29 protein-coding genes and 1 pseudogene are annotated in these 22839 nt (G+C 59.9%); 9 read left to right on the top strand and 21 right to left on the bottom strand.

Translation table 11 applies throughout. The annotated features are described in order from the left end of the window. Positions 1 to 139 precede the first annotated feature (139 nt). A complete protein-coding gene (mgrA, locus tag ASD32_RS23140; RefSeq protein ID WP_060640396.1) occupies positions 140 to 1171 on the top strand; it encodes an L-glyceraldehyde 3-phosphate reductase in 1032 nt (343 codons plus the stop codon). A gap of 73 nt (positions 1172 to 1244) precedes the next feature. Here the strand turns inward: mgrA and ASD32_RS23135 are convergent, their stop codons facing one another. From ASD32_RS23135 to ASD32_RS23120, 4 genes are all read right to left on the bottom strand, one after another. Beyond that, positions 1245 to 2264, bottom strand: a complete 1020-nt coding sequence (locus ASD32_RS23135) for a sulfate/molybdate ABC transporter ATP-binding protein (protein WP_060640395.1) — start codon at positions 2262 to 2264, stop codon at positions 1245 to 1247. Then, positions 2261 to 3190: a sulfate ABC transporter permease subunit CysW gene (gene cysW / locus ASD32_RS23130; protein WP_060640394.1), complete on the bottom strand. Its 930-nt coding sequence runs from the start codon at positions 3188 to 3190 to the stop codon at positions 2261 to 2263. Before cysW ends, ASD32_RS23135 begins: the two co-directional genes overlap by 4 nt. A 2-nt stretch (positions 3191 to 3192) precedes the next feature. Then, positions 3193 to 4014: a sulfate ABC transporter permease subunit CysT gene (gene cysT, locus ASD32_RS23125; RefSeq protein WP_060640393.1), complete on the bottom strand. Its 822-nt coding sequence runs from the start codon at positions 4012 to 4014 to the stop codon at positions 3193 to 3195. A gap of 95 nt (positions 4015 to 4109) precedes the next feature. Beyond that, positions 4110 to 5087: a sulfate ABC transporter substrate-binding protein gene (locus ASD32_RS23120; RefSeq protein WP_060640392.1), complete on the bottom strand. Its 978-nt coding sequence runs from the start codon at positions 5085 to 5087 to the stop codon at positions 4110 to 4112. A 512-nt stretch (positions 5088 to 5599) separates the two neighbouring features. Here ASD32_RS23120 and ASD32_RS23115 point away from each other — a divergent pair. After that, positions 5600 to 6706: a TRAP transporter substrate-binding protein gene (locus tag ASD32_RS23115; RefSeq protein ID WP_060640391.1), complete on the top strand. Its 1107-nt coding sequence runs from the start codon at positions 5600 to 5602 to the stop codon at positions 6704 to 6706. 112 nt (positions 6707 to 6818) lie between these two features. Here the strand turns inward: ASD32_RS23115 and ASD32_RS23110 are convergent, their stop codons facing one another. Further along, positions 6819 to 8615 carry a TRAP transporter large permease subunit gene (locus ASD32_RS23110; protein ID WP_060640390.1) on the bottom strand — a complete coding sequence of 599 codons (1797 nt, stop codon included), beginning with the start codon at positions 8613 to 8615 and terminating at the stop codon, positions 6819 to 6821. Continuing rightward, entirely contained in the window at positions 8612 to 9187 is a 576-nt protein-coding gene (locus ASD32_RS23105; protein WP_060640389.1) for a TRAP transporter small permease subunit, read from the bottom strand. Before ASD32_RS23105 ends, ASD32_RS23110 begins: the two co-directional genes overlap by 4 nt. Positions 9188 to 9529: 342 nt before the next feature. Here ASD32_RS23105 and ASD32_RS23100 point away from each other — a divergent pair, with 342 nt between their 5' ends. Together ASD32_RS23100 and ASD32_RS23095 are read left to right on the top strand one after the other, a co-directional pair. Next, a complete protein-coding gene (locus ASD32_RS23100) occupies positions 9530 to 11149 on the top strand; it encodes a glycoside hydrolase family 43 protein (RefSeq protein WP_060640388.1) in 1620 nt (539 codons plus the stop codon). A gap of 141 nt (positions 11150 to 11290) precedes the next feature. After that, positions 11291 to 11644, top strand: coding sequence for an RcnB family protein (locus ASD32_RS23095; RefSeq protein ID WP_060640387.1), 354 nt, complete (start codon positions 11291 to 11293; stop codon positions 11642 to 11644). Positions 11645 to 11727: 83 nt separating this feature from the next. Here ASD32_RS23095 and zigA read toward each other — a convergent pair whose 3' ends face one another. After that, a complete protein-coding gene (gene zigA, locus ASD32_RS23090) occupies positions 11728 to 12933 on the bottom strand; it encodes a zinc metallochaperone GTPase ZigA (protein ID WP_060640386.1) in 1206 nt (401 codons plus the stop codon). Positions 12934 to 13023: 90 nt separating this feature from the next. After that, the gene (gene znuA / locus ASD32_RS23085) at positions 13024 to 14019 is read right to left on the bottom strand and encodes a zinc ABC transporter substrate-binding protein ZnuA (RefSeq protein ID WP_060640385.1); all 996 of its coding nucleotides are present in this window, start codon (positions 14017 to 14019) and stop codon (positions 13024 to 13026) included. Positions 14020 to 14120: 101 nt separating this feature from the next. On the opposite strand from znuA, the gene ASD32_RS23080 reads away from it, so the two are divergent. Genes ASD32_RS23080 through ASD32_RS23070 form a run of 3 tightly spaced genes read left to right on the top strand, consistent with a single transcriptional unit; the run spans position 14121 to position 16283 of the window. After that, a complete protein-coding gene (locus tag ASD32_RS23080) occupies positions 14121 to 15053 on the top strand; it encodes a metal ABC transporter ATP-binding protein (protein WP_244490246.1) in 933 nt (310 codons plus the stop codon). Further along, entirely contained in the window at positions 15046 to 15879 is an 834-nt protein-coding gene (znuB, locus tag ASD32_RS23075) for a zinc ABC transporter permease subunit ZnuB (RefSeq protein WP_060640383.1), read from the top strand. Before ASD32_RS23080 ends, znuB begins: the two co-directional genes overlap by 8 nt. Continuing rightward, positions 15879 to 16283, top strand: coding sequence for a Fur family transcriptional regulator (locus tag ASD32_RS23070; protein WP_060640382.1), 405 nt, complete (start codon positions 15879 to 15881; stop codon positions 16281 to 16283). Before znuB ends, ASD32_RS23070 begins: the two co-directional genes overlap by 1 nt. A 48-nt stretch (positions 16284 to 16331) precedes the next feature. Here ASD32_RS23070 and ASD32_RS23065 read toward each other — a convergent pair whose 3' ends face one another. The 3 genes from ASD32_RS23065 to ASD32_RS23060 all read right to left on the bottom strand — a co-directional run bounded on the left by ASD32_RS23065 (position 16332) and on the right by ASD32_RS23060 (position 17334). Then, entirely contained in the window at positions 16332 to 16862 is a 531-nt protein-coding gene (locus ASD32_RS23065) for a gamma carbonic anhydrase family protein (RefSeq protein WP_060640381.1), read from the bottom strand. Positions 16863 to 16871: 9 nt separating this feature from the next. Continuing rightward, complete coding sequence (locus tag ASD32_RS29780; RefSeq protein ID WP_156383306.1) at positions 16872 to 17036, bottom strand: hypothetical protein; 165 nt, start codon at positions 17034 to 17036, stop codon at positions 16872 to 16874. Positions 17037 to 17136: 100 nt separating this feature from the next. After that, positions 17137 to 17334 carry a hypothetical protein gene (locus ASD32_RS23060; RefSeq protein ID WP_060640380.1) on the bottom strand — a complete coding sequence of 66 codons (198 nt, stop codon included), beginning with the start codon at positions 17332 to 17334 and terminating at the stop codon, positions 17137 to 17139. Positions 17335 to 17618: 284 nt separating this feature from the next. On the opposite strand from ASD32_RS23060, the gene ASD32_RS23055 reads away from it, so the two are divergent. Both ASD32_RS23055 and ASD32_RS23050 read left to right on the top strand, forming a co-directional pair. Then, positions 17619 to 17867, top strand: coding sequence for a hypothetical protein (locus ASD32_RS23055; RefSeq protein WP_060640379.1), 249 nt, complete (start codon positions 17619 to 17621; stop codon positions 17865 to 17867). A 253-nt stretch (positions 17868 to 18120) separates the two neighbouring features. Next, a complete protein-coding gene (locus ASD32_RS23050) occupies positions 18121 to 18363 on the top strand; it encodes a DUF982 domain-containing protein (RefSeq protein WP_060640378.1) in 243 nt (80 codons plus the stop codon). A gap of 168 nt (positions 18364 to 18531) precedes the next feature. Here the strand turns inward: ASD32_RS23050 and ASD32_RS29775 are convergent, their stop codons facing one another. From ASD32_RS29775 to ASD32_RS30125, 10 genes and pseudogenes are all read right to left on the bottom strand, one after another. Continuing rightward, positions 18532 to 18885, bottom strand: coding sequence for a hypothetical protein (locus tag ASD32_RS29775; protein WP_156383305.1), 354 nt, complete (start codon positions 18883 to 18885; stop codon positions 18532 to 18534). Continuing rightward, the gene (locus ASD32_RS23045) at positions 18866 to 19159 is read right to left on the bottom strand and encodes a pyocin activator PrtN family protein (protein ID WP_060640377.1); all 294 of its coding nucleotides are present in this window, start codon (positions 19157 to 19159) and stop codon (positions 18866 to 18868) included. The genes ASD32_RS29775 and ASD32_RS23045 overlap by 20 nt, the downstream gene beginning before the upstream one ends. Further along, on the bottom strand, positions 19156 to 19530 hold the full coding sequence (locus tag ASD32_RS23040) for an HNH endonuclease signature motif containing protein (protein WP_060640376.1): 375 nt from the start codon (positions 19528 to 19530) through the stop codon (positions 19156 to 19158). The genes ASD32_RS23045 and ASD32_RS23040 overlap by 4 nt, the downstream gene beginning before the upstream one ends. Then, positions 19527 to 19802, bottom strand: a complete 276-nt coding sequence (locus ASD32_RS23035; protein ID WP_060640375.1) for a hypothetical protein — start codon at positions 19800 to 19802, stop codon at positions 19527 to 19529. The genes ASD32_RS23040 and ASD32_RS23035 overlap by 4 nt, the downstream gene beginning before the upstream one ends. 46 nt (positions 19803 to 19848) lie before the next feature. Beyond that, positions 19849 to 20109, bottom strand: coding sequence for a hypothetical protein (locus ASD32_RS23030; protein WP_060640374.1), 261 nt, complete (start codon positions 20107 to 20109; stop codon positions 19849 to 19851). Beyond that, a complete protein-coding gene (locus ASD32_RS30130; protein ID WP_162252699.1) occupies positions 20106 to 20342 on the bottom strand; it encodes a hypothetical protein in 237 nt (78 codons plus the stop codon). The genes ASD32_RS23030 and ASD32_RS30130 overlap by 4 nt, the downstream gene beginning before the upstream one ends. Next, positions 20335 to 20910: a hypothetical protein gene (locus tag ASD32_RS30810; RefSeq protein ID WP_244490245.1), complete on the bottom strand. Its 576-nt coding sequence runs from the start codon at positions 20908 to 20910 to the stop codon at positions 20335 to 20337. Before ASD32_RS30810 ends, ASD32_RS30130 begins: the two co-directional genes overlap by 8 nt. Then, positions 20907 to 21563, bottom strand: coding sequence for a hypothetical protein (locus ASD32_RS23020; protein WP_060640373.1), 657 nt, complete (start codon positions 21561 to 21563; stop codon positions 20907 to 20909). The genes ASD32_RS30810 and ASD32_RS23020 overlap by 4 nt, the downstream gene beginning before the upstream one ends. After that, positions 21556 to 22323, bottom strand: coding sequence for a hypothetical protein (locus tag ASD32_RS23015; RefSeq protein ID WP_156383304.1), 768 nt, complete (start codon positions 22321 to 22323; stop codon positions 21556 to 21558). Before ASD32_RS23015 ends, ASD32_RS23020 begins: the two co-directional genes overlap by 8 nt. Then, a pseudogene (locus ASD32_RS30125) lies at positions 22313 to 22839 on the bottom strand (hypothetical protein); the annotation flags it as partial. The gene ASD32_RS23015 and the pseudogene ASD32_RS30125, both read right to left, overlap by 11 nt.

The following is a 22839-nucleotide window of genomic DNA, read 5'->3' as shown; positions in this document are numbered from 1 at the left end:
ATAAAAGCCAAATCTGGGGGGGCCGGTCAGTATCGCTTTGCACCGTCATCACAATAAAATATACCGGATCTATCCCAATCCTTCCCGGAGCATCGCTGCTCCGGGAATTCCAATTTCAAAGACAGGGCAGGATAACACCATGAGCTGGCACCCGGCTGACAATCGCTATGAGACGATGAAGTACAATCGCTGCGGCAAGACCGGCCTGAAGCTGCCGGCGATCTCGCTCGGCCTTTGGCACAATTTCGGCCATGACACACCGCATGAGCGCAAGCTCGACATGTGCCGCACGGCGTTCGACCTCGGCATCACCCATTTCGATCTTGCCAACAATTACGGCCCGCCTCCGGGCTCAGCCGAAACCGCATTCGGCGACATCCTGCGCACCGATTTTGCCGGCCTGCGCGACGAGCTGATCATCTCGTCCAAGGCCGGCTATGACATGTGGCCGGGTCCTTACGGCGAATGGGGCAGCCGCAAGTACCTGATCGCGTCCTGCGACCAGAGCCTTGCGCGCATGGGTCTCGATTATGTCGACATCTTCTATTCGCATCGCTTCGATCCGGAAACGCCACTGGAGGAAACCTGCGCTGCGCTCGATCATATCGTCCGCTCGGGCAGGGCGCTTTATGTCGGCATCTCCTCCTACAATTCGCAGCGCACCCGCGAAGCCGCGGCGATCCTGAAGGATCTCGGCACGCCGCTGATCATCCATCAGCCGAGCTATTCGATGCTGAACCGCTGGGTCGAGGATGACGGTCTGGTCGATACACTGGATGATGTCGGTGCCGGCTCGATCGTGTTCTCGCCCTTGGCGCAGGGCATGCTGACGACGAAATATCTCGGCGGCATTCCAGCCGACAGCCGCGCGGCGCAGAACCACTTTCTCAAGAAGGACTTCATCCGCCCGTCGATCCTCGACAATATCCGCAAGCTCAACGAGATCGCAGAAAAGCGCGGACAGACCTTGGCGCAGATGGCGATCGCCTGGGTGCTGCGGGGCGGCCGCATCACCTCGGCGCTGATCGGCGCCAGCCGCTCCTCGCAGATCGTCGACTGCGTGGCAGCGCTCGACAACGACACGTTCACGCCGGAAGAACTGGCGGAAATCGATATCTATGCCAAGGAAGCCGACATAAACCTGTGGGCTTCGTCGGCGGAACGCGACTAAGCACTGAACTCAATTACAACAGAAAGAGCCACCGGATCGCGAGATCCGGTGGCTTTTGCGTTTTGCAATGTGTTCAGGCCGGATAAACCCGCGGGCGGCGGATATCGACGAAGCCGCGGGCTTCCGCGCGGAACGGGAATTCCGGGGCGGCGTCGAACTCGATGGACTGGCCATCCACCGTCAGGGCAAGCACCCGTTTGGAATCGGGCCGGTCGATGACGCGGGCAATGGTCGCCTGGATGCCGTGACCGTCCTCGCGCCAGGTGACGTCGGCCGGGCGGAAGTAGAGTTCGGCGGCACCGTCGGCGATCCCGGCGGCGTCGAAGACGACATTCTGGATCTGCGCTTTTTCAGCCGATACCGTCACCTTCAGACGATTGGCATCGCCGAGGAAGTTCATCACGAAGGCGCTGGCTGGCGCACGGCAGACTTCTTCCGGCGTTCCCGTTTGAATGATCCGGCCCTTGTCGAGGATGACGACGCGGTCGGCGAGATCGAGCGCTTCGGCCTGGTCATGGGTGACGAACAGCGTGGTGATGCCCAACTCGTCATGGATCTTGCGCAGCCAGCGGCGCAGGTCGCGCCGCACATTGGCATCGAGCGCGCCGAAGGGTTCGTCGAGTAAGAGCACCTTCGGATCGACGGCGAGCGCCCGGGCAAGCGCCACGCGCTGTCTTTGCCCGCCGGAAATCTGCGCCGGAAAGCGGTCCTGCAGGCCTTCAAGCTGAACCAGGCGCAGAAGATGCGCGACGCGTTCGGAAATCTCGGCACCCGACCGTTTTGTCTTCGAGACCTTCATGCCGAAAGCGATGTTTTCCCCCACCGTCATATGCGGGAAGAGCGCATAATGCTGGAAGACGAAGCCGACGCCGCGATGGCGCACCTCGATATCGGTGGCGTTCTCGTCACCGAAATAGATGGCGCCGCCGTCGGGGAATTCGAGGCCTGCGACCATGCGCAGGATCGTCGTCTTGCCGGAGCCGGAAGGGCCGAGCAACGCCACCAGTTCGCCGCTCTCAATATCCAGCGAGACGCCGTGCACGGCGCGAAACGTGTCGAATGTCTTGACGACGGTATCGAGGCGGATTTTCACGGTGTGGTCTCCGGTGTGTTCGGCGCTGTGCCGGCAAGCGACGGGCGGCGCACGCGGCCGGCTCCACGGCGCTCCAGCGCAACCTTGGCAATCAGGGTAACGACCGCAAGGGCAGCCAGGATCGAGGCGGCGGCAAAGGCGCCGACGGCGTTATAGTCGTGATAGAGCAGCTCGATATGCAACGGCAGGGTGTTGGTCTGGCCGCGAATATTGCCCGAGACCACCGAGACCGCGCCGAACTCGCCCATGACCCGCGAGTTGCAGAGGATGACGCCGTAGAGCAGCGCCCATTTGATATTGGGCAGGGTGACGAAGAAGAATGTCCGCCAGCCGCTGGCCCCGAGCGAGGTGGCGGCTTCCTCAAGGTCGCGGCCCTGCGCCTGCATCAAAGGAATAAGCTCGCGGGCGACGAACGGGGCGGTGACGAACATGCTGGCAAGCACGATACCGGGCAGCGCGAAGAGGATTTTGACATCGGCCGATTGCAGCGCATCGCCGAACAGTCCCTGCAGGCCGTAGACGAACAGATAGGCGACGCCGGCAACGATCGGCGACACGGAGAATGGGATCTCGATGACGATCAGAAGCAGGCGGCGGCCGGGAAAATCGAATTTGGTGATCGCCCAGGCGGCGGCCACGCCGAAGGCGGTGTTGACCGGCACCGCAATCAATGCGGTCAGCCCCGTCATCAGGATGGCGTGACGCGTATCGGAATTGGCGATGGTCTTGCCGAAATAGGCGACGCCCCTGGAAAAGGCTTCATAGCCGATGACGGCGAGCGGCGCGATAATGACCAGCGCCACCAGGATCAGCACGACGGTGATCATGGTGTTGCGGAAGATCGGCGCCTCGCCGATCCGTGGCGGGCGCCGGGTCTTGGATTTGGTCTTGGTCTTGGCTGGCGTTGCGGCTGCAGTTTTGGCCATGCTCAACCCTTCACCGTGTAACGCAGGGCGCGCGCCTGCAGAAGATTGGTGATGGCCAGCATCGTGAAGGCGGCGATCAGCATGACCGAGGCGATGGCGGCAGAGGCGGGGTAGTCATATTCCTCCAGCCGGATGAAGGCGAGAAGGGCGGTTATTTCCGTCTCGAACGGCTGGTTGCCGGCGATGAAGATGATCGCGCCGAATTCGCCAAGGCTGCGCGCGAACGACAGCGACAATCCGGCCAGGATCGCCGGTGCCAGTTGCGGCAGGATCACGCGCATGAAGATTTCAAGATCGCTGGCGCCAAGCGTCTGGCCCGCTTCCTCCAGCGCCGGATCGAGTTCCTCCAGCACAGGCTGCACGGTGCGCACGATGAAGGGCAGGCTGGTGAACGCCATGGCGATGATGATGCCGAGCGGCGTATAGGCGACCTTGATGCCGATGGCGGCAAGCGGCGCGCCGAACCATCCGTTCGAGGCAAACAGCGTCGTCAGCGCGATACCGGCAACGGCAGTCGGTAGCGCGAAGGGCAGGTCCACCAGGGCATCGACGAAGCGCCGTCCGGGAAAGCGGTAGCGCACGATGATCCAGGCAAGCGCCATGCCGAAGACGAGGTTGAACAGCGTGGCCGCGAGCGCGCAGAGAATGGTGACCCGGTAGCTGGCTATGGCGCGGTCAGACGAGACGATGCGCCAGTAGTCTTCCGGCCCAAGGCTGGCGGCCTTGAAAATCAGCGCGCCAAGCGGCAGCACCACGATGATGGCGACATAAACGAGCGTGATGCCGAGCGTCAGGGGCAAGCCTGGAAGAATGCGCCGTGCCAAAACATGCCCTTTGAAAATCGAGTTCAAAAATAACGGGAGGCCGTGGCGGATCGATATCCGCCACGGCCTCCGTTTTTCACATTATTCGTTTGGGATCAACGATTACCGTAGATTTTATCCAGTGAGGCACCTTCGGCGAACTGCTCCGTCTTGACCTTCTCCCAGCCACCGAAGACATCTTCGACCTTCAGCAGACGGACGTCGGGGAACTGGTCCTTGAATTCGGCAGAAACGGCCGCATCGTTGACGCGGTTGCCGTTCTCGGCCAGGATCTTCTGGCCTTCCGGCGTGTAGAGGAAGTCGAGATAGGATTTGGCCAGCGCGCGGGTGCCATTCTTGTCCACCACCTTATCGACGATCGCGACCGGGAATTCGGCGAGAAGGCTGACGGAGGGCGTGACGATGTCGAACTTGTCTTCGCCGAATTCCTTGGCAATGCCCTTGGTTTCCGCTTCAAACGTGATCAGCACGTCGCCGGTTTCGCGCTCGACGAATGTCGTCGTGGCTGCACGTCCGCCGGTGTCGAAGACCGGAACATTGTCAAAGATCTTCTTGACGAATTCCTCGACCTTGGCCGGATCGTTGGCGAATTTTTCCTTCGCGTAAGCGGTGGCGGCGAGGTAGGTGTAGCGGGCATTGCCTGATGTCTTCGGGTTCGGGAAGATCACCTTGACATCGTCGCGCACCAGATCGCCCCAGTCCTTGACACCCTTCGGATTGCCTTCGCGCACCAGGAAGGACGGGAAGGAATAGAAGGGCGATGCGTTGTTGGCAAAGTCGCTCTTCCAGTCCTCGGACACAAAGCCGCCCTTGACCAGGGCATCGACGTCGGTCACCTGGTTGAAGGTCACGACGTCGGCCTCGAGGCCCTCGAGAATGGCGCGGGCCTGCTTGGAGGAGCCGCCATGCGACTGGTCGATGGTCACGCCGGGATGGGCGGCGACAAAGGCTTCGTTCACCTGTTCGAACAATTCACGGGAAATGTCGTAGGATGCATTGAGCAGCTTGTCGGCGGCTGCGGCCGGAGCGGTCAAGGCCGCAAGCGCGACGCCGATGAGCAGTAGACGTTTCATTAAAAAACTCCCCGAGATTTGATTTCGGGTGGAGCATAAGCTGGAGGCGTGGACCTGCCGAGGAACCCATCTGTGAATGTGTCAGCCACATTGGAAAAATATTGCCGTAAACGCTTCAATGAAGAAACGGTCGCCTTAAGCGGGCAAAAACCGGCAGAGACTTCCGATTTCTCTATATTAGCTCTTTCAATAGTTTGGCGCTGTGTCTTCACAAAGTTTGGCGGTTCGCGTGCTGCTCAGACCAACCTCGCGTCAGCCGCTGCAAACCCGGGTGATTGGTCTTAGACAAAAGTCGAACATCGCCGCTTCCCGCATAGCTGGACATGAGGGGGTGAGCGTGTAATCTGCCGTGTGAAGGCATGCGCATTCCCATCAAAAATCGCATGTTCGCAAATGGATTGAGATTGCGCATATCCGTTTTTGACCGGCCGATACCGGCCGGTGCGGCTTGCGCCCGCGGGGAGGAGCAGATCAGGCTTTGCCGTTCTGTCCGCGACAACAGAGGAGAGAACATGGATCGCCGTCTATTCATCAAGCGCGCGGCTCTCGGTGGCGTCGGTGCCGCTGCAGCTACGACGCTCGCAGCGCCAGCCATCGCCCAGAGCAATCCGAAGATCAACTGGCGCCTGGCATCATCGTTCCCGAAATCGCTCGACACGATCTATGGCGGCGCCGAGGTGCTGTCGAAATATCTGTCTGAGGCCACGGATGGCAATTTCCAGATCCAGGTCTTTGCCGCCGGTGAAATCGTTCCGGGCCTGCAGGCTGCAGACGCCGCTGCCGCAGGCACGGTCGAAGCCTGCCACACGGTATCCTATTACTATTGGGGCAAGGACCCGGTCTGGGCGCTCGGCGCTGCCGTTCCCTTCGCGCTCAACGCACGCGGCATGAACGCCTGGCACTATCATGGCGGCGGCATCGACATGTTCAACGAGTTCCTGGCCACCCAGGGTCTCGTCGGCTATCCCGGCGGCAATACCGGCGTGCAGATGGGCGGCTGGTTCCGCAAGGAAATCAAAACCGTTGCCGACATGCAGGGGCTGAAGATGCGCATCGGCGGTTTTGCCGGCAAGGTGGTCGAGAAGCTCGGCGTCGTGCCGCAACAGATTGCCGGCGGCGATATCTATCCGTCGCTGGAAAAGGGCACGATCGATGCGGCCGAATGGGTCGGCCCCTACGATGACGAGAAGCTCGGCTTCTACAAGGTTGCGCCCTATTACTACTATCCCGGCTGGTGGGAAGGTGGCCCGACGGTGCATGCGATGTTCAACAAGGCGGCCTTCGACGGCCTGCCGAAGAACTATCAGTCGCTGCTGCGCACCGCCTGCCAGGCAACCGACGCCAACATGCTGCAGAAATACGATTACCTGAACCCGGCCGCAATCAAGCGTCTGGTGGCCGCCGGCGCCAAGCTCAGCCCGTTCAGCCCGGAAATCCTGTCGGCCTGCTTCGAAAAGGCCAACGAGGTCTATGCCGAGATGGAAGCGACCAACCCGACCTTCAAGAAGATCTGGGATTCGATCAAGGCTTTCCGCGGCGAATACTATCTCAACGCCCAGATCGCTGAATACAATTACGACACGTTCATGATGATCCAGCAGCGCGGCGGCAAGCTTTAAGCGCTGGAGAGATAATCGCGGAAACCAAAAACCCCGAAGTTGAACAGCTTTGGGGTTTTTCATTGTCTGCTTTTGGAGGGAAGGGCCGGTTCGAAAACCGGCCCTTCCGTTATCAATTGAAGGACGGCGGAGCGCTGAGGTCCGTGGCAGGCTTGTTGCCACCCGCGCCACCGTTCTGATCCGCCGGTTTCTGGCTGTCGCCATCCAGCGCGCTGCCGCCCGGCAGCTGCAGGCCACCGGGCAATCCAAGCCCGCCGCCATTGTCCGGCAAGGTCAGCCCGCCGCCGCCTGTTCCAAAACCAGGAACGACGATGTTGATCGTATTGGGATCGACCACGGCAGCATCGCCCTTGTAGTGCATGACCATCTGCGGGAACATGATGGTGAGCCCGACCATGATGATCTGGATGCCGACGAACGGGACGGCGCCCCAATAAATCTGCCCCGTCGTGACAGGTTGCGTCACCTTGCCGGTAACCCTGTCAAGATAGGGCACCTTGGCCGCCACCGAGCGCAGGTAAAACAGAGCGAAGCCGAAGGGCGGGTGCATGAAGCTCGTCTGCATGTTGATGCCCAGAAGCACGCCGAACCAGATGAGATCGATGCCGAGCGCATTGGCCGCCGGTACGAGCAGCGGCACGATGATGAAGGCCAGTTCGAAGAAATCCAGGAAGAAGGCCAGGAAGAATACGAGCAGGTTGACCGTGATCAGGAAGCCGGTTTCGCCGCCGGGCATGGCGACCAGCAGATGCTCGACCCAGATATGGCCGTTGACGCCGTAGAAGGTCAGCGAAAACACCCGCGCACCGATCAGGATGAACAGCACGAAGGCCGAGAGCCGCGTGGTGGCGGCCAGGGCCGAGCGGATCACCTCCATGCTCAGCCGCCCCTTGGCCGCCGCCATGACGAGCGCGCCAACGGCACCCATCGCGCCGCCTTCGGTCGGCGTTGCGATGCCGAGGAAGATCGTGCCGAGCACCAGGAATATCAGCGCCAGCGGCGGGATCAGCACGATGATGACCTGCTGGGCCAGCCGCGACATCGCGTTGACCTTCAGCCCCTTGTCCAGAAGGGCGACGATATAGATGAAGCCGATGCCGACGGTTGCGCCGAGGATATCGGCGTTTTCGCCATGTGCCGGATAGAGATAGATATGGGCGGCATAGGCAAAACCGGCCGCCACGATCAAGGCGATGATCAGCGAGGTGACGCCGGAGCCGAGCGTGCGGGCTTCGAGCGGCAGGGCCGGCATGGAATCGCGCCGGACGAAGGTCATGATCAGGATATAGAGCATGTAGAGCCCGGTCAGAACCAGGCCGGGGATAAGCGCGCCGGCATACATGTCGCCGACGGAGCGGCCGAGCTGGTCGGCAAGGACGATCAGCACCAGCGATGGCGGGATGATCTGTGCGAGCGTTCCGGACGCGGCAATGACGCCGGAGGCGACGCGGCGGTCGTAGCCGTAGCGCAGCATGATCGGCAGCGAGATCAGGCCCATGGCGATGACAGATGCGGCAACCACGCCGGTGGTTGCGGCCAGAAGTGCGCCGACGAAAATGACCGCATAGGCAAGGCCGCCCCGGATCGGGCCGAACAGCTGGCCGATCGTATCAAGCAGATCTTCGGCCATGCCCGAGCGTTCCAGCACGATCCCCATGAAGGTGAAGAAGGGAATGGCGAGCAAAGTGTCATTCGACATCACCCCCCAGAAGCGATCGGGCAGAGCGTTGAGCAACGGCCAGGACAGGTTGATAGAGCCGCCGGATAAGGGTGCCAGTTCCACGCCGATGATGAAGAACAAAAGACCGTTGGCGGCGAGCGAAAACGCGACGGGATAGCCAAGCAGCAGAAAGATGATCAGCGACACGAACATGATCGGCGCAAGATTGACGGCGATGAATTCCATCATGGGCGTGCCTCCGGAACGGTGACATCGTCAAGCGGCGCATGGGTCGGCACATAGGGCGTCGGATCGTCCACGTTGCCGGTCATGATCGCCACCTTCTTGATGATCTCGGAGACGCCCTGGAGCGCCAGAAGCACGAAGCCGGCCAGGAGGATGGCCTTGGCCGGCCAGACGATCAGGCCGCCGGCGCTGGAAGACCCCTCCTGCGAGCGAACCGACATCAGCACGTAGGGGATGAGGTAATAGGTCATCAAAAGCACGAAGGGCATCAGGAAGAAGACATGCCCGAACAGGTCGATCCAATGCTGGGTGCGGCGCGAAAACTTGCCGTAGACCACGTCGATGCGGATATGTTCGTTCTGGCTGAGCGTATAGGCGGCCGCGAGCATGAAGGCGGCCCCAAACAGGTACCATTGCGCCTCCAGCCAAGCGTTCGACGACATGTTGAATATCTTCCGGATGATGGCATTGCCGGCGCTGACCAGAACGGCCACCAGGATCAGCCAGGAGACTGATTTGCCGATGATTTCCGTGACACGGTCAATGAGCCTGCTGAACCCGAGCAGTGCGGTCATATAGTTTCCTCCACCGCTAAGCTGATTGTCGATTTTTATGGCCAAGCCTAGCCACAGTGCCGATTTCAAGCCCTGTTTCAAGTCTGGTTTCCGATTTTCCGGCCTAGTCCGCCACCGTCATACCAAAGTCGCATATAGGCTTTCCGCCTTTGCCTAAAGCTTGGGCAAAAACTGTGGGAAACCAGCGTAGGACGGTGGATGACGTGGGCTCGATTGCGCCCGCAAGACCAGTGGCCGGCCGAGTCGAAAAGGCGGGAAGCCGCTCGCGGAACCGGGCAGGGGTTGAATTTCCCATCGGTTTGAGGCCGTATGGCGTTCCGAGAAACATGAGGTACGTCCATCATGACCGCGACGATCCGCAATCCGATCCTGCCCGGTTTCAATCCGGACCCCTCGATCTGCCGCGTCGGCGATGACTATTATATCGCCACCTCGACCTTCGAATGGTATCCGGGCGTGCAGATCCACCATTCCCGCGATCTGGTGAACTGGACCCTGGTGCGCCGGCCGCTGGAACGGGCGAGCCAGCTCGACATGCGCGGCAATCCCGACAGCTGCGGTGTCTGGGCGCCGTGCCTGTCGTTTGCGGACGGTCTGTTCTATCTGGTCTATACCGACGTCAAGCGCTTCGACGGCAATTTCAAGGACGCCCACAACTACATCGTCACGTCAGCAACGATCGAAGGCGTCTGGTCGGAGCCGGTCTATGTCAATTCCTCAGGCTTCGACCCGTCGCTGTTTCACGATGACGACGGGCGCAAATGGTTTCTCAACATGCAGTGGAACCACCGCACCGAGAGTTTTGGCGGCGCGCCGAAATCCCCGGCCTTCGACGGCATTCTCCTGCAGGAATGGGACCCCATCACGAAAGCGCTGACCGGCCCGATCCGCAACATCTTTGCCGGCAGCGCGCAGGGGCTTGTCGAGGGGCCGCATCTGTTCAAGCGTGACGGCTGGTACTACCTGACCACGGCCGAAGGCGGCACCGGTTACGACCACGCGGTGACCATGGCGCGCGCCCGAACCATCGAGGGTCCCTACGAGATGCACCCGCAGACGCATCTGATCACCTCCAAGGACAATCCGGAAGCGGTGCTGCAAAGGGCAGGGCATGGCCAATATGTCGAAACCCCGGATGGCCAGCCCTACCACACCCACTTGACCGGTCGGCCGCTTGCGCCGCACCGGCGCTGTACGCTCGGGCGTGAGACGGGCTTGCAGAAATGCGTCTGGGGCGATGACGGCTGGCTTTATCTTGCACAGGGCGGTGTCGAGCCCGCGGTCGATGTTCCGGCGCCGGGAGAGGCCGCCGTCATCGAGAAACACCCACGCTTGGAAACGGGGTTCGATGCTCCGCATTTGCCGATGGAGTTCCAATGGCTGCGCACGCCGGAGCCGGAGAGGATCTTCTCGCTGACGGAGCGGCCGGGGCATCTCAGGCTGTTTGGACGCGAAAGCATCGGCAGCTGGTTCGAGCAGGCGCTGGTGGCGCGGCGCCAGGAACATCACGCCTTTTGCGCCGAAACCGTGGTCGAATTCGAGCCTGACACCTATCAGCAGGCGGCGGGGCTCACCCATTATTACAACCGCCACAAATTCCATGCGATCGTGGTAACGCTGCATGAACAGCTCGGCCGGGTGGTGACGATCTTTTCGTGCAATGGCGATTTTCCCCATAGCCGCATGACCTTCCCGGTCGAAAGCGGCGTTTCCGTGCCCGTAAGCTGGGTGTATCTGGCCATGGAGATCCGCGACAACGATCTGCAGTTCTTCTGGCACCCCGAAGGAGACCCGGACTGGCGCAAACTTGGCCCCTTGCTCGATGCCGGTGTGGTCTCCGACGAGGGCGGCCGGGGCGAACATGGCTCGTTTACCGGCGCCTTTGCCGGTGTCTTCGCCTTCGACACATCGGGCAGGGCGCAGGTGGCTGATTTCAGCCGATTTTCCTATGAGGCGCTTTGAAACGAGGTTGCAAGTTTGCGCGTTGTATCAGTTAATTCTTATAATTAACTGATATCATTACAATTTTGTAATTTTATGTTTCAGTTTCCGTTCATCTTTGCGGGCGTAGATTCAGAGTGTCAAAAACGAAAGGACACCCCGATGAAACGTCTGATGATTGCGCTGGTTGCAAGCTCCTTCCTGACAGCGCCGATGGCTTTAGCCCAGCCGGCGCGGCCCTTCGAAGTCGCTCAGGCCAAGGAGCGCCATGTCGAAAAACGCGTTTACAGAAACGGCAATACCAAGATTGTCGAAAAGAACGTCGTTGTTAAGAAGCGCTGGGCGCGCGGTCAGCGCCTATCTGCGGCAGAACGCCGCCGCATTGCCGCCGTCAACGATTACCGCCGCTACAAGCTGCGTGCGCCGCCGCGTGGACAGCAGTGGGTTCGCGTCGACAACAACTTCCTTCTGATCAGCGTCGCCACCGGCGTCATCGTCAATCTGGCAATGCGCTGATCGCTTGATGTGACTGACAAAAAAGGGCGGCGTTGAATGCCGTCCTTTTTTTGCGAGATTGGGGCGGCCGTTATTCCGGCGGCCTAGTTTGCCCGTGGCGACCAGTCCGTAAACGGGTCCGGCAGTGCCCGCCAGCGATCGGGCGTGAAGGCGTCGGCATCAACCAGACACTCATCGAGTTCCGCTTCCAGGGTAGCCTGATCCATCGGATCGGCGCCGATGAAGACGATTTCCTGGCGCCGGTCGCCCCAGACGGGATCGAGATAGGGCTTCATCATCGACAGAAAGCCCGGATCATCCGGCCATTGGGCTTTCGGCACGGCCGACCACCACAGTCCCATTTTCGAGGTGCGCACCATTGGCCCGGCCTGGCTGAGTTCGCCGGCGTGATGCGGCCGTGTCGCCAGCCAGAAGAAGCCCTTGGCCCGTACCACGCCCGGCCAGGGCCGGTGAACGAAATCGTGGAACCGCGCGGGATCGAAGGGTTTTTGTGCCCGGTAGACGAAGGAGCGGATGCCATATTCCTCGGTTTCAGGAATATGGTCCTTGAAGCCGTTGAGTTCCTTGTACCAGAGCGGATGCTGCTCGGCCTTGAGCATGTCGAACAGGCCGGTGCCGAGCACTTGGCGCAGCGCCACCTTGCCGAAATCCGTCTCGATCAGCCGCGCATCGGCATTGAGCCCTACGATGATTTTGCGGGCGGCATCCCGTTGTTCGGGCGTTGCGCTTCCCGTCTTGTTGAGAATGACGACATCGGCAAATTCGATCTGCTCGACCAGGAGATCGACAAGCGTGCGGTTGTCGTTTTCCCCTGCCGTATCGCCGCGCTCAGCCAGAAAATCGGCAGAGGAATAGTCACCCAGCAGGCTGACCGCATCGACCACGGTGACCATCGTGTCGAGCCGGGCGACATCGGCAAGGCTGTTGCCGTGCTCGTCGCGGAATTCGAAAGTGGTTGCGACGGGCAGGGGTTCGGCGATGCCGGTGGATTCGATCAGCAGATAATCGAACCGGTCCTGTTCGGCGAGCTTGCGCACTTCGTTTAAAAGGTCGTCGCGCAGCGTGCAGCAGATGCAGCCATTGGTCATCTCGACCAGCTGCTCCTCGGTCCGCGACAGGTTGGCGCCGCCTTCGCGCACCAGGGCGGCATCGATATTGACCTCGCTCATATCGTTGACGATGACGGCGACCCGCAGTCCGTCGCGATTGTTGAGGATGTGATTGAGCACCGTGGTCTTTCCGGCCCCGAGGAAGCCGGACAGCACAGTGACCGGAAGTTTGTCGGACATGATTTACATTTAATGTTATACTATTACATTCGATGATCTGAAAAAGGCGGACCTGGGGCCCGCCTCGTTCAGTCGCTCGGGAGGAACGCGTCAGCTGCCGGAGGAGAGGCAGGTCTTCAACGATGTGCCGATCCCCTCCATCAGCTGGAAATAAAGGTCCGGGCCGGCATCAAGGGTCGCTGCTTCCGGATCCAGCGTGCCGGATTTTGCCGGCGTGCCTTCCAGCACGACATTGACGAGCTTGGGTTCGAACTGCGGCTCGGCAAAGACGCAGGTCGCGCCGAGTTCGACGATCTTTTCGTGGATCTGCTTCAACCGTGCGGCACCTGGCAGCGTTTCCGGGCTGACCGTGATCGATCCCGCTACCTTCACATGATAGCGATGCTCAAAATACTGGTAGGCATCATGAAAGACGATGAAGGGCTTGTCCTTAATGGGTGCGACGGTCTCGGTAATCTGTTTGTCGAGCGCATCGAGCCGTATGCCGAGCGCCTCCAGATTGGCCTTGTAGGCGGCTGCGTTGTCCGGATCGGCAGCCGTCAGCGTGGCCTCGATCTGTGCAGCCATGGCCTTGGCATTGGCAGGATCAAGCCACAGATGCATGTCGAATTCGCCCTCGTCATGGTGATGACCGGCTTCTTCATGGGCGTGACCCTCGGTACCCTCTGCGCTGGCGTCATGCTCGTCGCCGTCGTCATGGGCCTCAAAGGCGCCGCCTTCGCGGAATTTCAGCTTTTCAAGACCGGGTGCGTCGTCAAGCTCGACGATCTCAGCGCCGCTGCCGAGCGATTCCAGCGGCTTTTCGAGAAAAGCCTCCAGCCCGTGGCCGACCCAGAAGACGATATTGGCCTTTTCCAGGGCTGCGGCATTGGACGGTTTCATGCTGTAGGTGTGCGGCGAGGCGGCACCTTCGACGATCAGTGCCGGCTCGCCGACACCCTGCATGATCGAGGCGACCAGGGAGTGGATCGGCTTGATCGAGACGACGACATTGGGGACTTCGGCATGGGCCGTGCCCGCCGCCAGAAGCATGGAGGGGGCGAATATCAGCGCCGATGTCAAAAGGAGGGAATTTTTCAGGCTCATGCGGGGACTCCTGTCTTGTAAATCAATGTAATGTTATTACATCAATTGCGTTATGCTATAACGTGTGGCATAGCGGCTGGCAACACCCCATCCGGATTTTTTTGATGCTGAATTTTCACAAGTCCGACCAGGCGCCGCTCGTCTCGCTCACCAATGCCGGCATCCGCCGCAATGGCCGCTGGCTGGTGCGCGGCGTCGAGTTTTCGATCAGCAGGGGCGAGATCGTCACGCTGATCGGCCCCAATGGTTCCGGCAAATCGACGACGGCGAAGGCTGCGATCGGCGTCTTGAAGCCGGACGAGGGCTGGGTCGAGAAAATGCCGGGGCTGAAGGTCGGCTACGTGCCGCAGAAGCTTTCGATCGACTGGACGCTGCCTTTGACCGTGGAGCGGCTGATGACGCTGACCGGGCCGCTGAAGGGCCGCGAGGTCGAGGAAGCGCTGCATTCGACCGGCATTGCCCATCTTGCCCGCGCCGAGGTGCAGCATCTCTCCGGCGGCGAGTTCCAGCGCGCCTTGCTTGCCCGCGCCATTGCCCGCAAGCCTGATCTGCTCGTCCTCGACGAGCCGGTGCAGGGCGTCGATTTTTCCGGCGAGATCGCGCTTTACGATTTGATCAAATCTATCCGCAACCGGACCGGCTGCGGTATCCTGCTGATCTCCCACGATCTGCATGTGGTGATGGCCGAGACCGATACGGTAATCTGCCTCAACGGCCATGTCTGCTGCCGTGGCACGCCGCAGATGGTCAGCCAGAGCCCGGAATACCTGAAATTGTTCGGCAGCCGTGCCGCCAAGTCGCTGGCGGTCTACAGCCACGACCACGACCATACCCATCTGCCGGATGGCCGCGTGCTGCACACCGATGGCAGCATTACCGAACATTGCCATCCCGGTGATGGCCACCATCACGAGGGTGACCAGGACAGCGGCCACGATCACGGCGGGCACGATCACGTCCACGGACCGGATTGCGGCTGCGGCTACAAGAGCCGGCTGCAGGGCTATGACACCAAGGAGAGCGGCCGTGTTTGACGATTTCTTCACCCGTGCTCTGATTGCCGGCATCGGCCTTGCCATCACCGTCGGCCCGCTCGGCTGTTTCGTCATCTGGCGGCGCATGGCCTATTTCGGCGACACGATGGCCCATTCCGCGCTGCTTGGTGTGGCGCTGTCGCTTCTGCTCGATCTCAATCTGATGCTCAGCGTCTTCATCGTTGCCGCCGCCGTGTCACTGTTGCTGTTGCTGCTGCAAAAGCGCGGCGCGCTGTCCACCGATGCGCTGCTCGGCATTCTCTCGCATTCCTCGCTGTCGATCGGCCTTGTCATCGTCGCCTTCATGACCTGGGTGCGGATCGATCTGGTCGGCTTCCTGTTCGGCGATATTCTCGCTGTTTCCGAAGCCGATATCGACCTGGTCTGGGGCGGTGGCATTCTGGTTTTGGCGGCGATCGTCTATCTCTGGCGGCCCTTGCTGGCCTCCACCGTCAATCCGGAACTGGCTGAGGCCGAAGGCCTGCAGCCGGAGCGGGCGCGGCTCTATTTCATGCTTTTGATGGCGCTGGTGATTGCGATTGCCATGAAGATCGTCGGCATTCTGCTGATCACCTCGCTCCTGATCATCCCGGCAGCCACCGCCCGGCGCTTTGCCACGTCGCCGGAGATCATGGCGGTGCTGGCTTCCGTCATCGGCGCGCTTGCGGTGACCGGCGGCCTGTTCGGCTCGCTGCATTTCGATACGCCATCGGGACCGTCGATCGTGGTTGCGGCGATGGTGCTTTTCGTGCTCAGTCTGCTGCCGTTCGGGCGCAACAAACAGGCTGAGACGGCGATACATTCGACGCATGGAGGACATCACTAATGGCGGCACAACAGCTCACCAAGAACCAGTCGCTGGTCCTCGATACGCTCCATCATGCCGAAGGGCCGCTCAGCGCCTATACGATCCTCGACAAGCTGCGCGATCACGGGTTCCGCGCGCCGCTGCAGGTCTACCGGGCGCTCGACAAGCTTTTGGAATTCGGCCTCATCCACCGGCTTGAAAGCATGAATTCCTTCGTCGCCTGCGCCCACCCGGATCATCATCACCATCACGACCACGGCGTGACGGCGTTTGCCATTTGCGAGGATTGCGGCCAGGTGACCGAGATGCATGACGAAGCCATGGAGGAGCGCCTGTCGGTGCTCGCCGGCAAGCAGCATTTCAAGACCGAGAAGACCACGATCGAGATCCGCGGCCATTGCCAGAACTGCACCGCCGAATAGGCAAAGGACTGTCTTCGGGCTGTCGCGTTGCGGGCGCCCCGGCGTCGCCTATTCGATGACGGAAAGACTTGCCGCAAACAGCTGCCATTTTTTGACGTAGCTGTCTGCAGATAGCCGCAAGCCCGCCACAGCAGCCTCATCCAGCAGCCGGATGGCCTTTGCCGGCGCCCCGACGATCAGCGAATTGTCGGGAAAGACCTTGCCTTCCGTCACCAGCGCATTGGCCCCCACCAGGCAATTGTTGCCGATCACGGCGCCGTTCAGAACCGTTGCGCCCATGCCGATCAGCGAATTGTCGCCGATGGTGCAGCCATGCACGATGGCGCGGTGGCCGATGGTGCAGCCTTGCCCGATCGTGACCGGTTGGCCGGGATCGACATGGATCACCACACCCTCCTGGATATTGGTGCGGGCGCCGATCCGGATCAGCGCATTGTCGCCGCGCAGGATCGCACCGAACCAGATCCCGACATCGTCTCCAAATTCGACCTGGCCGATCACATGCGCATCCGGTGCGATCCAGTAACGGTCTTGGGCAGGAACTGCGGGACGGGTGGTTCCAAGAGCATAAAGCGGCATATTTCCCTCTCAAACGGCGTTGATGGTCAGCGCTGCGGCTTCATCCATGCTGCGTACCGGCTTAGCAACAAGCGCCCGGCTGTGCATATCACGGCCGATCTGTACCGTGTGGACGGCGAAATTGCGACCCACACGATGCATGCGGCGACGGGAAAACATACTCTTGGAATTCATCACCGGCGCCGGCGCGGGGAGGGGATTGCAGTCATCATCAGCCGGCTATCCGTTTGCGAATAGCGGACGATGGCACCCTGTGAGGGGTGGGGACAGCGCGTCAGCTGCAGACGTAGGCCTGGAGCTGATCGCGTGTCAGAAACCGGCTGTCTGCGCGGCTATCGGGATGTGTATATTCCAGGCTCGGGACATCTGGAAGTTCCAGTGCCTGACGCACCGTCATGATGCCGACATCCCGGCGATCGCCGCCGCGCTTCAGGCTGACTTCAACGATCCGATACAGATTTTCCTCTACCATGTGGTTTCTCCCGTCTCTTTATTTTTTTGATTCTGGACTGCAGTAGCTACTCCGAAATTGGTTTTTATGAGGCACCTCATCTATTAGCATGCCACACATGAAGAAATCGCAACAGTGATTTCTGAGCAGATGCTTTTATTTGTGCCGGATCGGGACGGTGCAGTTTGCCCAATGCCGGACGTTTCGCTGCGGATTGTTCGATTTTGGTTTCACATCGCTGCCCGGCAATCTGGAACAATCCTGCCTTTCGCGTGTTTTCTTTTCGAACGGAAAAGGAGCGCGAAATGGCAAATGTCAAGAATTTGCGGACCGGCTTTACCGGCGAACTCAATGATACCAGCGGCGTGACGGCCAAGACGAAAAAAGCGGCAAACTATGTCAGCGACGAAGCCTCTGCTGTCGTTCAGAGCGCGCAGGACCATCCCTCGGCCACCAGCACGGCCCTTCTTGTCTTTGGGGCTGCGGCATTCGTTGCCGGTTATCTCATCGGCAGCGCCTCAAACGGCGCCTCAACACGAAGAAGTTACTGGTAAAGGGTGCTTTGCATCAAATTTGAATTGATTATTGTGCATCGCAGCATTATAGTCATATTTATCGCAGCAATCCACCTCCTCCCGGAAAGCTGCGATCGACCAGCGGTCACCTCCTCCCGACCGTGGGTCATTTTCAGAAAGCCTGCCGCACCTCCTCCCGCGGCAGGCTTTTTTCGTTTTGTGCTCTGCCCAAAAGGAACCAAATCCGCTATGGTGCCGTTCTGGTCTGGCAAGACATTCGGAGGAGACGCTCATGCCAAATGCCAAATGGTCCAATCCCGTCGAGGTCGGATTTGCTCACAAAGGGTCTCAGGTGGTGCTGGGTCCGTTCGATGCGCTGGCCTGCCTGATGGAAACCTGGCCCGATCTTCGCGGTCCGCGCTACGTCGCCGCGAGAAGCTTTTGCCGCGCCGCAATCGACGGCCGCAAGTCGGCGGAAGAAGCCCGCGAGGTCTTCATCGCTGCCGCGCAAGAGGCGAAACTCCAGGCGCATTGACGCCAGCGAAAAAGCTGGCGTTCAAACTGGGCAGAAAAGGGCTGTACGCGTTGGCGTCGGCCTTTTTACTCCGTTTTAGCAGTTGCTTGGTGCCATTCGTACCTTCATTAAATAGCTTTCAGGATGGGCCCGCAGAAAGCGGACCAAAACATCGTCTTTTTCGAAAAACTATCTCCGATCCTTCCGCCAAACTTCCATCTCGCTTTCAAAACCTCTGCGCTGTATAAGGCCGGAATTGGTCAGGCCGTTTGAGCCGCGAGAAACCCTTCTCCGCTCACGCGCCTTTTTTTCCATCAGACTGTACCGCCTGCCTTGCGCGCGGAGATGAAAGAATTTTTTTGCAATGGGCACTGCAGCGATTTCGGCATCGGACGGTACCGCTTCGGCATATTTTCGCGCCCCCGTCTTTGCCGTTGCCCCGATGATCGACTGGACTGAAACAGTGAAAAAATCAAATAAAAACAATACTTGTAAAGCGTTTGTAGCAAAATTGTAGCAACCGCTATCGGTGGAGTTGCTCAAATTCTTTCAAAGCGGCGGCCCGGCGCGTGTCGATATAATCCGCCAAATCCTGCAGATAGACGCCCTTTTGGCATTTCTGCGATGTCTCGGCCCGCACCACCGGCAAGGGGATTTCGCCCGAGCTGACCTTGCGAAGGAATTTGTCTGGGGTCAGGTGGCTAAAGTAATCCCGGCAGACATCCTCGACAGGGATGACGGCTCTTCCGCCATACTGCGCGAAGAGAAGGAATGGCGTCGAAAAAGCGGACGCTGCAGTGGTGTCGGGATTTCTCATCGAAGTATCTCCTCGCATTCCATCTTCGGTTTGCCGGGATGGGTAATCTGGGCACGCTTGGCCTCTTCGCGCCGAAAGGCATTGACCTTGCGCGTGACAAGTTCGACGTGATCTTTGTTGTCGGGTCGAATACAAAGCCGGTTGCGGCATTTGTGATCGAGTTCTTTTTTTCCCGGTATGAAGCCGTGTTCGTTGGTCCACATCGCCTTGTGGACGGCGACGGTCTGGCCGTCCAACCACATTCTGGGATATCCGGCGCCACGACCTTCGCTTCCCGATGTTGGCCCAGTCCATTGCCAGCATCCGGTGGCAGGATCAATTTCCACTCGCGCCATGATCTTGGCGCGAATACGGTCGCGACGATTGCTCATGCGGTAACCTCATGGCATTCGGGCATCATCGCTTCGGCGTCTTGGATAGGGAAAGGTTCGTTCCAGCGCACTCCGATGCCGCCACATTCCCGGCAGCCGTAGCCAGTGATGCAGCTGAAAATGTTACTCCACGGATAATGCCCGGTCTCCTGCCCGTCGATCGTCTCGTGGCATCCCGTGCAGGACATCCAGCCGCCGCCCTCTTCCTTGACGACATCTGCGATCTGGTTGATGACTCGCATCGCCTCGTGCAGCGTGCTGGCACCGGCCATGAACCCTTTGCGGTATGTCGCTTCCCGGCGACGGACTGTGCCTCCTTTACTCATTCGCGGTAGCCCTCGCCGATGGCGATGTCTGGCCGACGCTCTGCCGCTGAACTGCACCATTTTCGGCGTTAGTCACCCCTTCGGCACTTTCAGTCACCCCATGATCGAACGGCGAGGGGCTGGCAAAGGCATCGACGAGCTTTTGCGTGACGGTTGCCTCATCGCCGTTGCTCAACACGACGCGGAGCGGGTTTCCGCGAAACCCGGTCACCCTCAGTTTCGGGGCGGGTGCTTGCGTGTCTTTATTGGTCATGGGCGTATCTCCTGGCTGGCAGGTAGTGGCATGCAGAATTCAATATCGGCAGATATATCGGCGCATGCCGTCTTCTCGTCGAAACGCCAGTCGGCGTGTTCGAGTGGCCACCACATTGGAATGAGCCATAGAAAGCGAACTCGCTTCTCGGCGAGACACATGCGACGACGGCCTATCCAGCTGCCGTGCACAAGTCCCCAGCGGATGCGATATTCCGGGATGCGCTTAAACATCGGGCGAGCCCTCCGACGCTGACGGGCCGGGAAGCGGCGAGTGTTTCGGCTTTGCGGCCTGCTTTGCCCGGATGGCATCGACCTTCGTCCAGATGCGGGCAAGCTCGGTTTCCGCCGCCTCGTGCATGTCGAGATGGTTGGCGAGGCAGAGCGCGGCCAGCGTGACCATGACGCCGCCGACCTCTTGATGCGGTTCGCCGGTCGCGCGGCCATAGACGTAATCGACCAGTTGGTGCGCTTCGTGCGCCGTGCAGCCGGTGGACTGGACAAGCTCAAGAGCCTCTTCAAGGAAACGGTGGTTCCGCTCCTCACGGTCGCCAGCGATCATAGCGCCAAAACAAGCCATCATCCACGGTTGGACGCGGGCCTGAAAAGGCCCCACATTCGCTGCGGGCGATTGGGCGGCTATGGCAGCGTTCCAATAATGCCACCCCGCATTAATCAGCTCATCCTGGTAGCCGTCATCGCAGCGCACAAGGCATTCGGTTCGGATCTCGATTTCCAGAAAACCGCTCTCTTTCAGGCGTTCGACCACGGCGGCCTCAAATAGTTCCCGCTGATTGCTCATAGCTCTGCCCTTGCTTCTGCTAGGCACTTTTGCCAGATCTCCGGTGGGATTAGTTCAGGATCAAAATCACGGCTCATCTGCTTGCGAACCGACGCTTCGTCGCAATCGTGGTTGAGAAACCATTCTGTTAAGCGCTCTTCGCCAAGCTCTTTGTCGTAGCTGTCGCTACCTAAGAGGTCCACGATCGTCGTGCATTCCTCGCAAACTGCTTCCGTTCCGAATGCCCTACCGCCGTCACCATCATAGCATTCGCTGGAGCAACGATCGCAGCAGGCTCCGAACCCGGCTCTAAGCCAATGGTGAGACTTGATTTCTTCTGGCGTCAGCCCGTCCATTTTCGCGGCGCGATCAAGCCCGAAATGCATGTAGTCCAGCTCTTTTTTGAGGGCCTCATCATCGAGGGTAAGCATGTCCTCGATTTCTTCAGCGTTGCCGTGCCCGTGGTAATTAAGAGCCTCCCGCAATACGTCGATCTTGTTTTTGCCCTCGAACACGTGCCAGTCGAAATCGCCGTGATGTCCGGCAATCCAGATCGTCGTAGCTGGCTTGGTGGCAACTGCGGCGACGGGTGCCGTGGATACGGGAAAGGCTGGCGCCAAATGCGCGACCGCGATAGCAGACGAGCTTGCGAGAAACATACGGCGGCTAAGCATCGGCCGAGCCCTCCGAAGCTGCGAGGGCGGCGCGGGCCGCGTTTATTGCCGCGACCTGATGATGGACAAGGAAGCCGTCTGCATCCCGTTCTTTCCACGTGAGCTTCGGCGGCACCATGTCTGCCAGCGCCTTCCGAAGCTGATCCTTCTGGCTCTGGATAAGGCTGACGCTCTCCCAAGCGGCGAACGGGTCTTCCGGCTCGCCCATGTCGCTCGCGATTTTGATCATCTCGCAGGCCAGCGCGGTTACCTGGCCTGGCGTCGTGTGGCCCTTGCCCTGGCAGACGCCGCAGATCATCGACGGATAACCCACGGGGCAATCCTCGTCCTGCTCGATTAGCGTGCACGGGCACGGCACATTCGGTGCGGGCGGTGTGTCGGTCCTGCGCTGACTATCCAAGGCGACCGCTATCGCATCCGAAATTTCCGAGCGCAGCCTATACCAGTCAATCTTCGGGCATCCGCCCTCTTGGCCGGTGTGGGCCTTCAGCAGATCATGGGCGATCTGATGGACGGGAAGTGAGATAGTCAGAGGGGCGTCATTCCCCCGCGAATTCGGTGCGGGCGCTGGCAGGAACGGGTTATCCATGTGGCCGTGCTCGATGCCAAACTGCCACGCCTTCAGGCAGTGTGCTGCAGCCTTCAGACGTTCATCTGGATCGCATGGCATGCCGGTCGTGGGGCACACGCCGTTTTCGTCAGCACATCCACGGCATCGGCCGCCGTAATGGCTTGCATACGCGATAGGTTCAAACTTCATTGGCCGATCCCTCCGTTACAATGCGATACGGCGCGATCAGCACCTCGGCGGGTACGCCGTGCTCGAAGTGGAGCTTGCGGATCATTGCGATGGACAGTGGGCGCTTGCGGCTCATGCACTCGGAGGCGCGTGACTTAGCGGGGAAAACGTCCTTCCGCGTCAGACCTCTTTTATCCATCATGCGCTGGATGGCGTCGATTGCATCGTCATCGATGGCTTCCATATCTTCCGCAAAAGAAGCAACTTGCTCGTCGGTCATGTGCCACCAGACGGCACCTAAGCCGCCGCACTCATGGCAACCGCATCCGATCGCAGTCTGCAACGCGGGGCTGAAGTCATATTTCTGGGTTGGGTGCCCGTCTTCGGTATCGTAGCAACCGGAGCACGGCTGCCAGTGCCCACCGCTTTCCTCAATCTCTTCGGCTATACCGATCAGAGCCGGGTCCGCCTTCACATGTTTTTCGGGTGATGGGGAGAAACTCGCGAAGGATGTGAATTCCTCGACCATATCTTTGG

The organism is Rhizobium sp. Root483D2 (genome assembly GCF_001426685.1).
Lineage (GTDB): Bacteria > Pseudomonadota > Alphaproteobacteria > Rhizobiales > Rhizobiaceae > Pararhizobium > Pararhizobium qamdonense.
This window is presented reverse-complemented; position numbering and strand designations above follow the sequence as displayed.

Excerpts from the sequence above, each read along its gene's own strand:
- ASD32_RS23050 (WP_060640378.1), top strand. The coding sequence starts at position 18,121 with ATGCCAAATGCCAAATGGTCCAATCCCGTCGAGGTCGGATTTGCTCAC.
- ASD32_RS23060 (WP_060640380.1), bottom strand. The coding sequence starts at position 17,334 with ATGGTAGAGGAAAATCTGTATCGGATCGTTGAAGTCAGCCTGAAGCGC.
- ASD32_RS23015 (WP_156383304.1), bottom strand. The coding sequence starts at position 22,323 with ATGAAGTTTGAACCTATCGCGTATGCAAGCCATTACGGCGGCCGATGC.
- zigA (WP_060640386.1), bottom strand. The coding sequence starts at position 12,933 with ATGTCCGACAAACTTCCGGTCACTGTGCTGTCCGGCTTCCTCGGGGCC.
- ASD32_RS23020 (WP_060640373.1), bottom strand. The coding sequence starts at position 21,563 with ATGCTTAGCCGCCGTATGTTTCTCGCAAGCTCGTCTGCTATCGCGGTC.
- ASD32_RS23045 (WP_060640377.1), bottom strand. The coding sequence starts at position 19,159 with ATGAGAAATCCCGACACCACTGCAGCGTCCGCTTTTTCGACGCCATTC.
- ASD32_RS23055 (WP_060640379.1), top strand. The coding sequence starts at position 17,619 with ATGGCAAATGTCAAGAATTTGCGGACCGGCTTTACCGGCGAACTCAAT.
- ASD32_RS29780 (WP_156383306.1), bottom strand. The coding sequence starts at position 17,036 with ATGAATTCCAAGAGTATGTTTTCCCGTCGCCGCATGCATCGTGTGGGT.
- ASD32_RS23030 (WP_060640374.1), bottom strand. The coding sequence starts at position 20,109 with ATGACCAATAAAGACACGCAAGCACCCGCCCCGAAACTGAGGGTGACC.
- ASD32_RS23035 (WP_060640375.1), bottom strand. The coding sequence starts at position 19,802 with ATGGCCGGTGCCAGCACGCTGCACGAGGCGATGCGAGTCATCAACCAG.
- cysW (WP_060640394.1), bottom strand. The coding sequence starts at position 3,190 with ATGGCCAAAACTGCAGCCGCAACGCCAGCCAAGACCAAGACCAAATCC.
- ASD32_RS23070 (WP_060640382.1), top strand. The coding sequence starts at position 15,879 with ATGGCGGCACAACAGCTCACCAAGAACCAGTCGCTGGTCCTCGATACG.
- znuA (WP_060640385.1), bottom strand. The coding sequence starts at position 14,019 with ATGAGCCTGAAAAATTCCCTCCTTTTGACATCGGCGCTGATATTCGCC.
- mgrA (WP_060640396.1), top strand. The coding sequence starts at position 140 with ATGAGCTGGCACCCGGCTGACAATCGCTATGAGACGATGAAGTACAAT.
- ASD32_RS23115 (WP_060640391.1), top strand. The coding sequence starts at position 5,600 with ATGGATCGCCGTCTATTCATCAAGCGCGCGGCTCTCGGTGGCGTCGGT.
- ASD32_RS23095 (WP_060640387.1), top strand. The coding sequence starts at position 11,291 with ATGAAACGTCTGATGATTGCGCTGGTTGCAAGCTCCTTCCTGACAGCG.
- ASD32_RS23120 (WP_060640392.1), bottom strand. The coding sequence starts at position 5,087 with ATGAAACGTCTACTGCTCATCGGCGTCGCGCTTGCGGCCTTGACCGCT.
- ASD32_RS23105 (WP_060640389.1), bottom strand. The coding sequence starts at position 9,187 with ATGACCGCACTGCTCGGGTTCAGCAGGCTCATTGACCGTGTCACGGAA.
- ASD32_RS23100 (WP_060640388.1), top strand. The coding sequence starts at position 9,530 with ATGACCGCGACGATCCGCAATCCGATCCTGCCCGGTTTCAATCCGGAC.
- ASD32_RS23065 (WP_060640381.1), bottom strand. The coding sequence starts at position 16,862 with ATGCCGCTTTATGCTCTTGGAACCACCCGTCCCGCAGTTCCTGCCCAA.
- ASD32_RS30810 (WP_244490245.1), bottom strand. The coding sequence starts at position 20,910 with ATGAGCAATCAGCGGGAACTATTTGAGGCCGCCGTGGTCGAACGCCTG.
- ASD32_RS23040 (WP_060640376.1), bottom strand. The coding sequence starts at position 19,530 with ATGAGCAATCGTCGCGACCGTATTCGCGCCAAGATCATGGCGCGAGTG.
- ASD32_RS23110 (WP_060640390.1), bottom strand. The coding sequence starts at position 8,615 with ATGATGGAATTCATCGCCGTCAATCTTGCGCCGATCATGTTCGTGTCG.
- ASD32_RS30130 (WP_162252699.1), bottom strand. The coding sequence starts at position 20,342 with ATGTTTAAGCGCATCCCGGAATATCGCATCCGCTGGGGACTTGTGCAC.